The organism is Pseudomonas sp. UBA2684, assembly GCA_002354655.1.
Classification (GTDB): domain Bacteria; phylum Pseudomonadota; class Gammaproteobacteria; order Pseudomonadales; family Pseudomonadaceae; genus Aquipseudomonas.
Window position 1 is genome coordinate 1 of the sequence record DELY01000035.1, and the last position, 15,633, is coordinate 15,633.

Sequence of the window (15,633 nt, forward strand, 5' to 3'; positions counted from 1 at the left end):
TGTTCGTCGGTGGCGAAGGCCACGGGGTCGCCTTTGCGCTGGGGAATCAGGATCGAGGTGATTTCATCGACAAAGCGCCCGGCCGCGATGGCGGCCACGGCCTTCTGCTGCGAGGCGGCGGCGAAGGCGTCCTGCGCTTCGCGGCTGATTTCGTACTTGTCGACTAGGTTCTCGGCGGTGATGCCCATGTGGTAGTCGTTGAAGGCGTCCCGCAGGCCGTCGGTGATCATCGTGTCGACCAGTTGGGCGTGGCCCATGCGCAGGCCGGTGCGCGCGCCGGGCATGACGTAGGGCGCCAGGCTCATGTTTTCCATGCCGCCGGCGATGATCACCTCGGCATCGCCGCAGCGGATCGCCTGGGCGCCCAGGTGCAGGGCTTTCAGGCCCGAGCCGCAGACCTTGTTGAGGGTCAGCGCCGGCACCGCATGCGGCAGACCGGCGAGGATCGCCGCCTGGCGCGCCGGGTTCTGCCCGGAGCCTGCGGTGAGCACCTGGCCGAGAATCACTTCGTCGACCTGCGCGCCGTCCAGGCCGGTCTGTTCCAGCAGGCGGCGGATCACCGCTGCGCCCAGTTCCGGTGCCGGGATATTCGCCAGCGCACCCTGAAAGCTGCCGATAGCGGTGCGGGTGGCGGCGACGATGACGACGTCGTGCATGTGCGTTCTCCTGTCCAGGGCAAGCATTTAAAAGGTCATTTCCGCAACATCGTCCGGGACGATCAGGCGGCCTGCCGTTTTCGCGACAATTTCCTCGATGCTGACGCCCGGTGCGCGTTCGCGGAGGATGAAGGCACCGTCCGCGATCTCCAGGTAGGCCAGATCGGTCAGCACCTTGCGGATGCAGCCGGCGCCGGTCAGCGGCAACGAGCAGCGCGGCAGCAGCTTGGATTCACCGTCCTTGGAGGCGTGGGTCATGGTCACGATAATGTTCTCGGCCCCCGCCACCAGATCCATCGCGCCGCCCATGCCTTTGATCAGCTTGCCAGGGATCATCCACGACGCGATGTTGCCGGCGACATCCACCTCGAAGGCACCCAGCACCGTGAGATCGACATGACCGCCGCGAATCATCGCGAAAGACGCGGCCGAATCGAAGATCGAAGCACCACGGCGCGTGGTCACCGTCTGCTTGCCGGCGTTGATCATATCGGCGTCCACCTCGGCCTCGGTAGGGAACGCGCCCATCCCGAGCAGGCCGTTTTCCGACTGCAGCATTACGTCGATGCCTTCCGGGACGTAGTTGGCCACCAGGGTGGGAATACCGATACCCAAGTTGACGTAATAACCATCTTGCAGCTCGCGCGCAACGCGCTGAGCCATCTGCTCGCGGGACAGAGCCATAGTACGAAACCTCTTGAACGTGGGGGGCGACGAATCAGGCGCTGACGGTGCGTTTCTCGATGCGTTTCTCAAAACGCCCCAGGATCACGCGGTCGACAAAGATGCCCGGGGTGTGGATCTGGCTCGGCTCCAGCTCGCCCGGCTCGACGATTTCCTCCACTTCGACCACGGTGATACGCCCGGCGGCGGCGGCCAGCGGGTTGAAATTCTGCGCGGTATGGCGATAGACGACGTTGCCGAAATGGTCGGCTTTCCAGCCCTTGACGATGGCAAAGTCGCCGGTGATGGCGCGCTCAAGGATAAAGTGGCGACCATCGAAGGTGCGGGTTTCCTTACCGTCGGCCACGGGGGTGCCATAACCGGTTGCGGTGTAGAACGCCGGAATCCCGGCTCCGCCGGCACGCAATTTTTCTGCGAGCGTGCCTTGTGGGGTCAACTCGACCTCCAGCTCGCCATTCAGCAGTTGCTGCTCGAACAGCGCATTTTCGCCGACATACGAGGCGACCATCTTGCGGATCTGGCGCTCTTCAAGCAGCAACCCAAGACCAAAGCCGTCGACTCCGCAGTTGTTGGACACCACGGTCAGCTCACGTGTGCCGCGCCGCCGAATTTCCGCGATAAGGTTCTCCGGAATGCCGCACAGACCGAATCCGCCGGCCAGCACCGTCATGCCATCCGCCAGACCGGCAAGTGCCTCTGCATAACTGCCTACGCGTTTATCGAGCCCTGCCATGCACCGTACCTCTTGTATTTATTAAGGCGGCAGCCAGGCTGCCGGGAAGCGGATCACAGCTTCACCGGCCAGGACTAATTTGTTAAGTTTGTTTTTCTAATCCATTAATAAACAATTCAAATTAATGACCATCAAACAACTGCGCGCCTTTTTCACCGTCGCCCAAACCCTCAGCTTCGCCCAGGCCGGCGAACGCCTGCACCTGTCGCAACCAGCGCTGAGCCTGGCGATCAAGAGCTTGGAGGAATCCCTCGGAGGCCCGCTGTTGGTGCGCACCACGCGCAGCGTCAGCCTGACGGCAGAGGGCGAAACCCTGCTACCGCTGGCGCGCCGCCTGCTGACCGACTGGGACAACACCGAAGAACTGCTGCGTCAGCACTTCACCTTGCAGTTGGGCAAGGTGTCGATCGCCGCCATGCCCTCCTTCGCCGGCAACCTCTTGCCGGTCGCCCTCAAGGAGTTTCGCAGCCGCCATCCACGGGTCAATGTGACGGTGCATGACGTGATCAACGAACAGGTGCTGGAGATGGTGCGCAACGGGCGCGTCGAACTGGGCATCCTGTTTGAACCGGACGCCCTCGACGGGTTGTGCTTCACGCCGTTTTACAACGACCGCTTCGTCGCGGTGGTGCCCGCCGACTCGGAACTGGCGAGCCGCCAGCAGATCAGTTGGCAGCAATTGCTGACCCAGAGCTTTATCACCTTGCAGCGCCCCTCGGCTCTGCGCCTGCTCCTCGAGGACGCCGTCAGCGCACAACTCGGCGGGCTGCCGGTGGCATTCGAGAGTCATCAGTTGGTCACGGTCGGCCGCATGGTCGCCAACGGTCTGGGCGTCAGCGCCGTACCGAGCCTGTGCATCCGCCAGATGGAAGAGATCGGCGCGCGTTGCGTAACGCTGGTGGAGCCGATAGTCGAGCGCCGGGTTGGCCTGCTGCGGCTTGCCGACCAACAACTGTCGAGTGCGGCACAAGGCCTGTGCGACGTGCTGGAAAAGAACATCGACCTGTTTACCGCGTCATTGCTCGACCCGCAGTAACCGCAGCGGTTACCAGCCCAGGGTTTCTTTAAGGAAGGGAATGGTCAGTTTGCGTTGGGCTTGCAGAGAGGCCTGGTCCAGGCGCTCGAGCAACTCAAACAGCGCACTCATGCTGCGCTCGCCACGGGTCAGGATAAAGCGCCCGACGTCATCGCCCAGGTGCAGGCCGCGCCGTGACGCGCGCAATTGCAGCGCGCGCAACTTGTCTTCATCGGACAGCGATTGCAGCTGGAAGACCAGCGCCAAGGTCAGCCGCGACTGCAAATCGGCCAGTTTCACCGGCAGCTCGCGCGGCGAAGTGCTGGCCGCCAGCAGCAAGCGTCGCCCGCTGTCGCGCAGGCGGTTGAACAGGTGAAACAACGCCTCTTCCCACTCCCCGCGCCCGGCCACCGCATCCACATCGTCGAGGCAGACCAGCTCGCACTGCTCCAGGTTATCCAGCAACGCCGGACCGAACTCGACCACGTCGGCCAACGGCAGGTACACCGCCGGCTCACCACGCTGCTCGAAGCGCAAACACGCGGCTTGCAACAGATGACTACGGCCCACGCCCTCGCCGCCCCACAGGTAGATCAGGCTTTCCGTCCAGCCCGCATCCGCCTCACACAGGCGCTCGACATAGCCGAGCGCCGCAGCGTTGGCACCGGGGTAGTAATTGGCAAAGGTGGCGTCATCGCGCAGACGCACACCGAGCGGCAGTTGAATGGGTGTCATGCAGGGCTGTGCGGCTCGTCAGGGCCGTCGGGAGACTCTTGATAAAGGTCAGAAAGTTTATAGAAATCATGGGCATGACGCACTAAAACCATAATCACCGCGGCAACCGGCAGGGCCAGCAGCACACCACTGAAGCCAAACAGCTGACCGCCGGCCATGATCGCGAAGATTACCGCGACCGGGTGCAGGCCGATGCGATCGCCGACCAGCCATGGCGTCAGCAGCATGCCTTCGAGCATCTGCCCGACAATAAATACCGCGGCAATCGCCAGCAATGGGTAGAAATCGCCGCCGAACTGGAACAGCCCGGCGGTCAAGGCCGCGCCAATCCCCACGACCACGCCCAGGTACGGCACGATGCTGGCCAGGCCGGCGAGCACACCGATCAACAAGCCCAACTCCAGGCCGATCAGCATCAGCCCGGCGGCATACATCACCCCCAGCGCCAGCATCACCAACAGCTGCCCGCGCAGGAAAGCCCCGAGCACTTCATGGCACTCGCCGACCAATTGCACCACCAACCCTTCACGACTGCGCGGCAACAGGCCACGCAGCTTGGCGACCATCAGGTCCCAGTCGCGCATCAGGTAAAAGCTCACCACCGGTATCAGCAGCAAGTTGGCCAGCCAGCCCATCAGCGCCATGCTTGAGGCGGTGAATTTCGACAGCAGCACCCCGACGATATCGGTGGTTTTTCCCAAGTGTTCGGAAAAGGCCGCCTTCAACTGATCGAAGCGCCAGAAGCCATCGGCCAGACCCAACTTCGCCTGTACCCACGGCAAGGCCTCGTGTTGAGCCCAGTCGAGCATCTGCGGCGCCAGCTCGTAAAGGCGCATCAATTGCTTGCCCAGCATCGGCACCAGCACCAGCAGCAAGATCGCCATGAGCAGGCTGAATAGCGCGAAGACCACCACCACTCCCCAGGTCCGCGAGAGCTTCCACCGCTCCAGGCGATCCACCAGCGGGTCACCCAGATAGGCCAGCAGCACACCAATCAGGAACGGCGAAAGGATCGGGTGCAGCAGGTACAGCAACCAGCCGAGCAGTAACAGCCCAGCTATCCATAGCCAGCGAGGTGAATCGATCATGCCCAGCCCTCAATGTACGCAACAGACGGTTAGCGACGCCCAACCCTAAACGCCCGCCACAACGTGAAAAAAGAAACCGCTGCCAGTGTGCAGCGGTTTCTTTACCAACAACGATGAATAGCGCTGCGCCGCAGTCTACCAGCGAAAGCGCAGCACATCCGTGCGCGGCAGCACTTGCGGCGCCGGCTCAGCGGCCGGCTGCCCAGCGGGGGCCTGACTGGCGTCGACCGGTGCGGCTTCGGCTGGCGCCTCCTGCAGGCGCGCCAAAGCCAATTGCGCGCGCAGTTGTTCGGCGCTGGCGTTGACCCGATAGGTCAGACGATCCCCTTCGACCTTGCGCAATTGCGCGCCGAACGGTTCGAGAATCCGCTGTAACTCGGCATAGCGCGTCAGATCGGCGCCCTGCACTTCCAGGGTCAGGCTGGATGCCGCGCCCGGCGCGACCACAAAACGCGGCGCCAGGCGCTCGCTCACCGCCAGCAGCACGGCATCGGCCAATGCCGCCTGATCGGCGCCTTGGACCTTGCCCTGCTCACGGGCATCGCCCAGCCACAAGCGCCATTCGGCTTGCCACTGGCCACTCTCTTCACGGGCATGCACCGCCAGCAGGGCATCGGCCGCGTAACGCTCGGACGCCGTACGCAATGCGCTGGGGTCAGTGGCCTGCAAATTTTCCGGGGTCGCCAGCAATTGCTCGCTCAGGTCGGCCAACGGCAAGCGCAGCGGTAAGCCGCGGTGCTGCGCCGCCTGACGCAACGGCGCGGCGCTGCCTTGGCCATCGCCGACCATGTTCGAGCCGCTGCTGGCGTCGTTCAGCCACCAGGCCAGGATCGCCGGGCGGTTGGCGCCCCACAGCGCCAGACCGGCCTGGCGCAGGCTGCGGTCGGTGCTGACCGGGTCGAAGTCGACCAGCAGGCTGTCATCTTCATAGCCGTACTGGCTGACGATCTGTTGCGGGTCCTTGCGCAGCTCGGCCAGCGCCGCGCTCTGCGCCGCCTCGCGACTGCCGGTCAGGCGCAGCACCAGGGTCTCCAGCGCGCCCTGCAAAGCGGCATTGCGCGCTTCCGGTTGCTGGCTGGCAACGGGTTCGCGCACCTGATACAGGTCACTCACCGTCGCCGCGAAGCCGGGCACACTGAACAACCACAGACACACAACAAGCAGGCGAACGATCGGGCGCATTGAAGAGGTTCTCGACGGACGGAAGGCGACGCGCAGCAGCCTGACAGGCCACACGCACAGGCTTATACCTTAAACAGCCGCCCGCGCCCCGGCAACCACAGCGCCACGCGGGTGGTCGCTGCCTGGCAAGCCTGATAAAATCGCGCGCCTTCGCAGACCGAGCGCTTGCGCGCCGGTGCACATCCGATTTTCCCTTAAAGGCCTGGATCTATGAGCAAGCAACCCTCCATCAGCTACAAGGACGCAGGTGTAGACATCGACGCGGGCGAAGCCCTGGTCGAACGCATCAAAGGCGTGGCCAAGCGCACCGCCCGTCCGGAAGTCATGGGTGGCCTGGGCGGCTTTGGCGCGCTCTGCGAGATCCCGGCCGGTTACAAGCAGCCGGTACTGGTGTCCGGCACCGACGGCGTCGGCACCAAGCTGCGCCTGGCGCTGAACCTGAACAAACACGACAGCATCGGCCAGGATCTGGTCGCCATGTGCGTCAACGACCTGGTCGTCTGTGGCGCCGAGCCGCTGTTCTTCCTCGACTACTACGCCACCGGCAAACTCAACGTTGACATCGCGGCCACCGTGGTCACCGGCATCGGCGCCGGTTGCGAACTGGCCGGCTGCTCGCTGGTCGGCGGTGAAACCGCGGAAATGCCAGGCATGTACGAAGGCGAAGACTACGACCTGGCCGGTTTCTGCGTCGGCGTGGTGGAAAAAGCCGAAATCATCGACGGTTCGAAAGTCGCCAGCGGCGACGCGCTGATCGCTCTGCCGTCCTCCGGCCCGCACTCCAATGGCTACTCGCTGATCCGCAAGATCATCGAAGTCGCGGGTGCCGACATCGAAACCACCGAGGTCGATGGCAAGCCACTGACCGACCTGCTGATGGCGCCGACGCGCATCTACGTCAAGCCGCTGCTCAAGCTGATCAAGGACACCGGCGCAGTCAAAGCCATGGCCCACATCACCGGTGGCGGCCTGCTCGACAACATCCCACGCGTCCTGCCGGAAGGCGCCCAAGCGGTAGTCGACGTGGCCAGCTGGACCCGCCCGGCGGTCTTCGATTGGCTGCAGGCGCAAGGCAATGTCGACGAGACCGAGATGCACCGCGTGCTCAACTGTGGCGTCGGCATGGTCATCTGCGTTGCCCATGATCAGGTTGAACTCACCCTCGAAACCCTGCGCGCCTCGGGCGAGCAGCCGTGGGTGATTGGCCAGATCGCCGCCGCAGCCGAAGGCGCCGAGCGTGTCGTGCTGAATAACCTGAAAAGCCACTGATGCCGACATCCTGCAATGTGGTGGTGCTGCTCTCAGGCACAGGCAGCAACCTGCAGGCATTGATCGACAGCTTGGCCGCTGCTGAGACGCCCGCCCGTATCTGCGCGGTGATTTCCAACCGCGCCGAAGCGTACGGCTTGCAGCGCGCAACGGCGGCCGGTATCGCCACACGGACCCTCGATCACCGCCAGTTCGACGGCCGCGAAGCCTTCGACACGGCGCTGCTCGAGACCATCGATGGCTTCGAGCCACAGCTGGTGGTGCTGGCCGGTTTCATGCGCATCCTCAGCCCAGGCTTCGTCCGCCACTACAGCGGGCGCCTGCTGAACATCCATCCCTCGCTGCTGCCCAAATACAAAGGCCTGCACACCCATCAGCGGGCGCTGGACGCGGGCGACAGCGAGCACGGCTGCAGCGTGCACTTCGTTACCGAGGAACTCGATGGTGGCCCCCTGGTCGTACAAGCTGTAGTCCCGGTACAGCCGCACGACACGCCGGACAGCCTGGCCAAGCGCGTTCATCAACAAGAACACCTGATCTATCCGCTGGCCGTGCGCTGGTTTGCCGAAGGCCGCTTGCGCCTTGGCGAGCAAGGCGCAATGCTGGATGGCCAATCGTTGCCGAGTACCGGCCACACGATCCGAACTTAGGAGACACCATGCGTCGCGCCTTACTGTTCGCTCTCGCTTTATTCAGCCTGCCGGCCCTTGCCGCAGAGCTGAAACCGTTTTCCGCCAGCTACACCGCTGACTGGAAGCAACTGCCCATCAGCGGCACCGCCGAACGCGGCTTGCAGGCACTCGACGATGGCCGTTGGCAGCTCAGCTTCGAAGCCTCCATGCTGGTTGCCAGCCTGAGCGAAGAAAGTACCTTTCGCGTCGAAAATGGCGCCTTCCTGCCGCTGACCTACCGCTTCGAGCGCAGCGGCCTGGGCAAGGGCAAGGAAATCGAACAGGACTTCGACTGGAGCGCGAAACAGGTGATCGGCAACGACCGCGGCAACCCCGTGCGCTTTCCGCTCAACCGTGGCCTGCAAGACAAATCGACCTACCAGTTGGCCCTGCAATACGACGTGGCCGCCGGCAAGCAAAGCATGAGCTACCAAGTGGTCGATGGCGACGAAATCGAAACCTACGACTTTCGCGTGCTCGGCGAAGAGGTCGTGCGCACCAAGGCCGGCCTGATCGATGCGATCAAGGTCGAGCGCGTACGCGACCCGACCCAAAGCAGCCGCAAGACCGTGCTGTGGTTCGCCAAGGACTGGAGCCACCTGCTGGTACGCCTGCATCAGGTGGAAAAAGACGGCAAGGAATACCAGATCATGCTCAAAGACGGCACGGTCGACGGCAAACCGGTGCAAGGCCGCCGCGACTGAGCGAGCCAGCACTTGAAAAGCCGGGCCATGCCCGGCTTTTTACTGCCTGCCATTCGCGGCTACGCTTGTCTGTATCTCCCGACGTGGGGCCGACGATGAACGAACGCTACCAACCCCTGGCCTGCGACCTGTACGACTACCTTGAGATCGCCTGCCTGCACCATTACCAGCTGTTTATCGAGCAGGTCGACGGCGACAGCCTCGAAGCCGAGGCGCTGACCACCGAAACCACACCGAGCAAGGAAGAATTCCTCATCGTCCGCAGCGCCAGCGGCGAACAGCGCCTGCGCCTCGATCAGCTGAGCGCCATCACCCCGCTGAACGCAGGCGCCAGTTTTGGCCGGGTACTGCTGGTTAACCGCAAATGCTGACCGCCAGGCGCCGTGCGCGAGCGGGGTAGCAGGGACCTTGGTCGCGCGCTCGTTGCTCTGCGCCCAGCTCACGTAACTGGCGCGGCACCATGAAAAAGCCGGGCATTGCCCGGCTCGTCAACGCGATTGGCGTTCACCACATCAGGTCATCAGGCACCTGATAGGCCGCGTATGGATCGTCGGCATCCGGGGCCTCGGTCGGCGTATTGAGCAGCACCACCCGGCGCGGGTCGCGCTCCTGGATCTTCAGCGCCGCCTCGCGCGGGATAACTTCGTAACCGCCGCCGCTGCGCACGATGGCCAGCGAGCCACGGCTGAGCTTGTCGCGCATCAGGGTGTTCACCGACAGGCGCTTGACCTTCTTGTCGTCGACGAAGTTGTAGTAATCCTCGGTGGTCAGTTTGGGCAGACGGGACACCTCGATCAGTTGCTTGACCTGCGCGGCGCGGGCCTTCTGCTCGATTTTTTCCTGCTGCTGGCGGTTCAACTCCTGGTCGCGGGCCACTTTCTCGGCCATCGCCTGCTGCGCGGCGAGCTTTTGCGACTCATCTTTTTCGACCTGGCCTTTATGCTCCAGGCGCTGTTGCTTCTGCTTTTCCTTGCCGACCTGCTTGGCCTGCTTTTCGTTGACCAGCCCGGCTTTGAGCAACTGATCGCGTAGTGAAAGACTCATAACTACCTGCGTCGGACGAATGAATGTGAGGTGTAGGGTGGAACATGCGCAGCTTGCCCACCGGATGGCATAAAGGCGGACAAGGCTGCGCCCTCTCCGCCCTACGAATCAGCCGCAGCTGAGTATGTTCTTTTCCTGTCGTTTGGCTTCGCCCCAGAGCGCATCCAGCTCTTCCAGGCTGCAATCTTCGATGGGCCGACCGGCTTCGCGCAATGCCTGCTCGATAAAACGAAAGCGCCGCTCGAACTTGCCATTGGCCGCACGCAGGGCCGACTCCGGGTCGACTTTAAGGTGCCGGGCAAGATTGGTCACCACAAACAACAGGTCGCCGAGCTCTTCGGCTATCGCCTGTGGGTCGTTCTCGCTCATGGCCTCGAGCACTTCGTCCAGTTCTTCGCGCACCTTGTCCACCACCGGCAAGGCTGCGGGCCAGTCGAAACCAACCTGCGCGGTGCGCTTCTGCAATTTCACCGCGCGGCTCAACGCCGGCAAGGTATTGGGTACATCGTCCAGCAGCGACAACTGCTCGGGAGCTGCCGCTTTCTCGGCGCGCTCTTCCGCTTTCAGCTCTTCCCAGCGCTGCTTGACCGCCGCCTCGGCCAACTGGCTGGCATCGGCTACGCCGTACAGATCGCCATCCGGGAACACGTGCGGATGCCGACGCAGCAATTTGCGGGTGATGCCGTCGACCACCTGGGCGAACTCGAAGCGCCCTTCCTCGCGTGCCAGCTGGCTGTAATACACCACCTGAAACAGCAGGTCACCCAACTCGCCCGGCAGGTGCTCGAAGTCGCCGCGCTCGATGGCATCGGCCACCTCGTACGCCTCCTCGATGGTGTGCGGCACGATGCTCGCGTAGCTCTGTTTGAGGTCCCACGGGCAGCCATGCTGCGGGTCGCGCAGGCGGGCCATCAGGTGCAGCAGGTCGTCGAGTTGGTACATGACAGGTTCCGGTTAATACGTATTGCGCATCGTAGGTCGTAGGATGGGTTAGCGGCGCGGGGCACGAATTTCGCCGCCATGATAAAACCAGCGTACCGCGTAACCCATCGAACCAATGCCGCGCCATATGCCGATGATGGGTTACGGCGCACCAGGCTCAGCGCTCGCTACCCTAACGGTGGCATGCGCCAGACCCATCCTACGCCCTACAACAGTCGATCCCGAGCGTCGCGACTCAGGAGACCCGGTGACGACGGGCCTCGATGATATTGGGCAACTGCGAGATACGCCCGAGCAGCCGACCCAGGGCATCGAGCCCGGGAATCTCCACGGTCAATGACATCGACGCGGTGTTGTCTTCCTTGTTCGAACGGGTGTTGACTGCCAGCACGTTGAGCTTTTCGTTGAGCAGCACCTGGGTCACGTCACGCAGCAGACCGGAGCGGTCGTAGGCGCGAATGATGATGTCCACCGGGTAGGTCTGCACCGGCACCGGTCCCCAGCTGACCTGAATGATCCGCTCCGGCTCGCGGCCGCCCAGTTGCAGCACTGCCGCGCAATCCTGACGGTGGATACTGACGCCACGCCCGAGGGTGATGTAGCCGACAATCGGGTCGCCCGGCAGCGGCTTGCAGCAACCGGCCATCTGCGTCAACAGGTTGCCGACGCCCTGAATCTGAATATCGCCGCGCCGGCCCGGCTTGAAGCCCAACGCCTTGCGCGGAATCAACTCGAGCTGCTCGCTGCCGCGCTCCGGCTCGACCAGTTGCTGAGCCAGGTTGACCAGGTGCGCCAGGCGCAGGTCGCCGGCACCGAGGGAGGCGAACAGGTCTTCGCTGGTCTTCAGGTTGGCCTTGTCGGCCAGCTTGTCGAAGTCCACGTGCGGCAACGCCAGGCGGCCCAACTCACGCTCGAGCAATGCCTTGCCGGCGGCGACGTTCTGGTCGCGATCCTGCAACTTGAACCAGTGCACGATCTTCGCCCGCGCCCGCGAGGTGGTGACATAACCGAGGTTGGAGTTCAGCCAGTCGCGGCTCGGCGTGCCGTGCTTGCTGGTGATGATCTCCACCTGCTCGCCGGTTTGCAGGCTGTAGCTGAGCGGCACGATGCGCCCGTTGATCTTCGCGCCACGGCAGTTGTGGCCAATCTCGGTGTGCACGCGGTAGGCGAAGTCCAGCGGCGTAGCGCCTTTCGGCAGGTCGATGGCGTGACCGTCCGGGGTGAACACATACACCCGATCCGGCTCGATATCCACGCGCAGCTGCTCGGCCAGGCCGCCGATGTCGCCGAGTTCCTCGTGCCATTCGAGCACCTGGCGCAGCCAGGAAATCTTCTCTTCGTAATGGTTGGAGCCGGATTTGACGTCAGTGCCCTTGTAACGCCAATGCGCGCACACGCCCAGCTCGGCTTCCTCGTGCATGGCGTGGGTGCGGATCTGTACTTCCAGCACCTTGCCTTCCGGGCCGAGCACGGCGGTGTGCAGCGAGCGGTAGCCATTTTCCTTGGGGTTGGCGATGTAGTCGTCGAACTCCTTGGGGATGTGCCGCCACAGGGTATGCACGATGCCCAGCGCGGTGTAGCAGTCGCGCATTTCCGGCACCAGCACGCGCACCGCACGCACGTCGTAGATCTGGCTGAATTGCAGGCCCTTGCGCTGCATCTTGCGCCAGATCGAATAGATGTGCTTCGCCCGCCCGCTGATATCGGCCTTGACCCCGGTGGCTTCCAGCTCCTGGCGCAGGTGGCTCATCACCTCATTGATGTACTGCTCGCGATCCAGCCGGCGCTCGTGCAGCAGCTTGGCGATCTGCTTGTACTGTTCGGGCTCCAGGTAGCGGAAGGACAGGTCTTCCAGCTCCCACTTGATATGGCCGATGCCCAGGCGATGGGCCAGCGGCGCATAGATGTCGAAAACTTCGCGGGCTACGCGCTGACGCTTCTCGTCGTCAGCGTGCTTGACCGCACGGATTGCGCAGGTGCGCTCGGCCAGCTTGATCAGGGCCACGCGTACGTCGTCGACCATGGCGATCAGCATCTTGCGCAGGTTTTCCACCTGCGCCTGCGAGCCGAGGACCAGGGAGTCGCGCGGATTCAGGCTGGCGCTGATCGCCGCCATGCGCAGCACACCCTCGATCAGCTTGGCCACCACCGGACCGAAGCGCTGGTGCACCGCGGCCAGGGTGACCTTGCCCTCGCGCACGCCACGGTAGATCACGGCGGCGACCAGCGAATCCTGATCGAGTTTGAGGTCGGCGAGGATCTCGGCGATTTCCAGACCGGCGCGGAAACTCGACGCGCCTTCGGACCACAGATTCTGCGCGGCATTGGCCTGCTGTTCGGCCTCGCGGGCGAACTCGCAGGCATCGCGCAGGGCATCGTGATCCAGCGCCGGGTCGACGCTGAGCACATGCGTCAGCCAGGCCTCAAGGTTGATGCTGCCGTCATCGTTGATCGGCTGGTGCGCTCTCACCTGAACCATCTTGCTTACCTTCCCTACGGTGCGCGGCATGCACACCGAACAGTCGCCGCCTTCTATGAGCCGGTCGGTTTAACCACGTAAGGCGCAATCCCTATGCACCCCTGCTGCACTGAGATAAGGGCGGAGCCGGATAAAACCAAGCACCCTGCCGCCGTATCCCAGCGCGTTTATCTACTGCCTGACAAACAGCGCCATCGCTTCAACGTGCGCGGTTTGCGGAAACATATCGAGGATACCGGCCCGCTCCAGCCGATAACCTTGCGCCAGCAACTCGCCGCTGTCACGCGCCAGCGTGGTCGGGTTGCATGACACATACAGCACCCGTTCAGCACCCAGCGCCGCCACCTGTTTGACCGCCTGCAACGCGCCGTCACGTGGCGGATCGAGCAACACGGCGGCAAAACCGCCCTGCGCCCAGTCGGCTTCGGCCAGCGGGTTGGACAGATCGGCCTGGAAAAAGTGCACGTTGCTCAGGCCGTTGCTCTGCGCATTCTGGGTGGCCCGCTCGACCATCGTCTGCACCCCTTCGACCGCCACCACCTCGCGCACCTGACGCGCCAGCGGCAAGGCAAAATTGCCCAGGCCACAGAACAGATCCAGCACCCGTTCGTGCGCCTGCGGTGCCAACCAGTCTAGCGCCTGCGCGACCATTGCCTCGTTGACCGGCGCGTTGACCTGGACAAAATCACCGGGGCGATACGCCAGCTGCAACCCCCAGCTGTCGAGCCGATAGCCCAGGGTATGGGCCGGCTCGAATGGCTGCGGCTCGCCTATGCCATGCAGCCAGAGTTGCGCGGCCTGGGCCACGCAGAACGCCTGCAAGCGCGCCAGGTCGGCCTCGCTAAGGGCCGCGGTATGGCGCACCAGCAGCGCACTGGCACTGCCATTGAACAACTCGACGTGGCCGATGGCCTGCGGCTTGTCCAGGCTGCGCAGCACTGCCGGCAATTGCTGCAAGATCGGCTGCAAGGGCTGTACCAGAACCGCGCAATCGGCGATGGCGACGATCTCCTGACTGGCGGCCGCACGAAAGCCGACGTCCAGGTGCTTGGCTTTGACATCCCAACGCACGGCGATGCGGGCCCGGCGGCGGTAGGCAAACTCCGGGCCGACCAGCGGCGCGGCCCAGACCTCGGGCTGCAAGTTGGCCAGGCGCTGGAGCTGCTCGCTGAGCATGCGCTGTTTCAGGGCGAGCTGATCGCCGTGGGGCATGTGCTGCACGCTGCAACCACCGCAGGTGCGCGCGTGCGCGCAGGGCTCGACGCGGCGTTCGGCACTGGCGCGCAAAACCCGCTCGCCGCGCGCTTCGACCACCTGGCTGCGGGCGCCAAGCACACGGGCTTCGACCTGCTCGCCAGGCAAGGCGCCACTGACGAACCAGGTGCGCCCGTCCAGGAAGGCGATGCCGCGCCCGTCGTTGGCCAGGCGCTCGATCGTCAGCAGTTGCTTCTTGCCCACCGGAATGGGCGTTGCGCGCGTACCGCCGCTGGGCTGGAAACGCAGACCGCTGGGTTTCTTAGCCATCAGTGATCCGGCGTGTCGTACACGCCCGTGGACAGGTAACGGTCGCCGCGGTCGCAGATGATCGCGACCATCACGGCGTTCTCCACTTCCGCGGACAGGCGCAGCATCGCCGCCACCGAGCCACCGGAAGAAACGCCACAGAAAATGCCTTCTTCCCGGGCCAGTCGCCGCATCACATCCTCGGCCTCGCGCTGCGCCATGTCGATGATCCGGTCAACGCGCTCGGCCTGGTAGATCTTCGGCAGGTACTCCTGCGGCCAGCGGCGGATGCCGGGAATCGCCGCGCCTTCCATCGGCTGCAAACCGACGATCTGCACCTGTGCGCTCTGCTCCTTGAGGTAGCGTGACACGCCCATGATGGTGCCGGTGGTGCCCATGGAGCTGATGAAATGGGTGATCTGCCCCGCGGTCTGCCGCCAGATTTCCGGGCCGGTGCCGACGTAATGCGCCTCGGGGTTATCGCCGTTGGCGAACTGATCGAGCACCTTGCCACGACCGCCGCGTTGCAGGCTTTCCGCCAGGTCGCGGGCACCTTCCATGCCTTCCTCGCGCGACACCAACACCAGCTCGGCACCATAGGCGGTCATCGCCGCCTTGCGCTCGGCGCTCATGTTGTCGGGCATGATCAGGATCATCTTGTAGCCCTTGATCGCCGCCGCCATCGCCAGGGCGATGCCGGTGTTGCCGGAGGTGGCTTCGATCAGGGTATCGCCCGGCTGAATATCGCCGCGCAGCTCGGCACGGGTGATCATCGACAGCGCTGGGCGATCTTTTACCGAGCCGGCCGGATTGTTACCTTCCAGCTTCACCAGCAAGGTGTTGGAGGTGTTACCCGGCAGGCGCTGCAAACGCACCAGCGGGGTGTTGCCGACGCAATCGGCAATGGTGGGGTATTGCAGAGTCATGG

General features: G+C 63.8%; 16 protein-coding genes. 5 read left to right on the forward strand and 11 right to left on the reverse strand.

Annotated features, from left to right (window positions below; all coding sequences use genetic code 11):
• From B3M58_RS11500 to B3M58_RS11510, 3 genes are all read right to left on the reverse strand, one after another.
• Positions 1–656 (reverse strand): beta-ketoacyl synthase N-terminal-like domain-containing protein (locus tag B3M58_RS11500; protein WP_296219253.1); only part of this gene is annotated, 656 nt, incomplete at its 3' end.
• A gap of 27 nt (positions 657–683) precedes the next feature.
• On the reverse strand, positions 684–1,340 hold the full coding sequence (locus B3M58_RS11505) for a CoA transferase subunit B (protein ID WP_296219255.1): 657 nt from the start codon (positions 1,338–1,340) through the stop codon (positions 684–686).
• 34 nt (positions 1,341–1,374) lie between these two features.
• Entirely contained in the window at positions 1,375–2,073 is a 699-nt protein-coding gene (locus B3M58_RS11510; protein ID WP_296219257.1) for a CoA transferase subunit A, read from the reverse strand.
• 124 nt (positions 2,074–2,197) lie between these two features.
• Here B3M58_RS11510 and B3M58_RS11515 point away from each other — a divergent pair, with 124 nt between their 5' ends.
• A complete protein-coding gene (locus B3M58_RS11515) occupies positions 2,198–3,109 on the forward strand; it encodes a LysR family transcriptional regulator (RefSeq protein WP_296219258.1) in 912 nt (303 codons plus the stop codon).
• Between the two features lie 9 nt (positions 3,110–3,118).
• On the opposite strand, the gene hda is transcribed toward B3M58_RS11515, so the two are convergent.
• The 3 genes from hda to B3M58_RS11530 all read right to left on the reverse strand — a co-directional run bounded on the left by hda (position 3,119) and on the right by B3M58_RS11530 (position 6,093).
• The gene (hda, locus tag B3M58_RS11520; RefSeq protein ID WP_296219260.1) at positions 3,119–3,823 is read right to left on the reverse strand and encodes a DnaA regulatory inactivator Hda; all 705 of its coding nucleotides are present in this window, start codon (positions 3,821–3,823) and stop codon (positions 3,119–3,121) included.
• Positions 3,820–4,911, reverse strand: coding sequence for an AI-2E family transporter (locus B3M58_RS11525; protein ID WP_296219261.1), 1,092 nt, complete (start codon positions 4,909–4,911; stop codon positions 3,820–3,822). The genes hda and B3M58_RS11525 overlap by 4 nt, the downstream gene beginning before the upstream one ends.
• Positions 4,912–5,046: 135 nt before the next feature.
• A complete protein-coding gene (locus tag B3M58_RS11530) occupies positions 5,047–6,093 on the reverse strand; it encodes a DUF2066 domain-containing protein (RefSeq protein WP_296219263.1) in 1,047 nt (348 codons plus the stop codon).
• A 210-nt stretch (positions 6,094–6,303) separates the two neighbouring features.
• On the opposite strand from B3M58_RS11530, the gene purM reads away from it, so the two are divergent.
• The 4 genes from purM to B3M58_RS11550 all read left to right on the forward strand — a co-directional run bounded on the left by purM (position 6,304) and on the right by B3M58_RS11550 (position 9,108).
• Positions 6,304–7,362: a phosphoribosylformylglycinamidine cyclo-ligase gene (gene purM / locus B3M58_RS11535; RefSeq protein ID WP_296219264.1), complete on the forward strand. Its 1,059-nt coding sequence runs from the start codon at positions 6,304–6,306 to the stop codon at positions 7,360–7,362.
• On the forward strand, positions 7,362–8,012 hold the full coding sequence (purN, locus tag B3M58_RS11540; RefSeq protein ID WP_296219267.1) for a phosphoribosylglycinamide formyltransferase: 651 nt from the start codon (positions 7,362–7,364) through the stop codon (positions 8,010–8,012). Before purM ends, purN begins: the two co-directional genes overlap by 1 nt.
• 8 nt (positions 8,013–8,020) lie before the next feature.
• Positions 8,021–8,737: a DUF3108 domain-containing protein gene (locus tag B3M58_RS11545; protein ID WP_296219269.1), complete on the forward strand. Its 717-nt coding sequence runs from the start codon at positions 8,021–8,023 to the stop codon at positions 8,735–8,737.
• A 95-nt stretch (positions 8,738–8,832) separates the two neighbouring features.
• Positions 8,833–9,108, forward strand: coding sequence for a Rho-binding antiterminator (locus B3M58_RS11550; protein WP_296219270.1), 276 nt, complete (start codon positions 8,833–8,835; stop codon positions 9,106–9,108).
• A gap of 133 nt (positions 9,109–9,241) precedes the next feature.
• Here the strand turns inward: B3M58_RS11550 and B3M58_RS11555 are convergent, their stop codons facing one another.
• The 5 genes from B3M58_RS11555 to cysM form a co-directional block, all read right to left on the reverse strand.
• The gene (locus tag B3M58_RS11555) at positions 9,242–9,781 is read right to left on the reverse strand and encodes a DUF2058 domain-containing protein (protein ID WP_296219271.1); all 540 of its coding nucleotides are present in this window, start codon (positions 9,779–9,781) and stop codon (positions 9,242–9,244) included.
• Positions 9,782–9,889: 108 nt separating this feature from the next.
• A complete protein-coding gene (mazG, locus tag B3M58_RS11560) occupies positions 9,890–10,723 on the reverse strand; it encodes a nucleoside triphosphate pyrophosphohydrolase (RefSeq protein ID WP_296219273.1) in 834 nt (277 codons plus the stop codon).
• Positions 10,724–10,958: 235 nt separating this feature from the next.
• On the reverse strand, positions 10,959–13,202 hold the full coding sequence (relA, locus tag B3M58_RS11565; protein WP_296219275.1) for a GTP diphosphokinase: 2,244 nt from the start codon (positions 13,200–13,202) through the stop codon (positions 10,959–10,961).
• A 171-nt stretch (positions 13,203–13,373) separates the two neighbouring features.
• Complete coding sequence (gene rlmD / locus B3M58_RS11570; protein WP_296219276.1) at positions 13,374–14,726, reverse strand: 23S rRNA (uracil(1939)-C(5))-methyltransferase RlmD; 1,353 nt, start codon at positions 14,724–14,726, stop codon at positions 13,374–13,376.
• On the reverse strand, positions 14,726–15,631 hold the full coding sequence (cysM, locus tag B3M58_RS11575) for a cysteine synthase CysM (RefSeq protein WP_296219277.1): 906 nt from the start codon (positions 15,629–15,631) through the stop codon (positions 14,726–14,728). Before cysM ends, rlmD begins: the two co-directional genes overlap by 1 nt.
• Between the last annotated feature and the right edge of the window lie 2 nt (positions 15,632–15,633).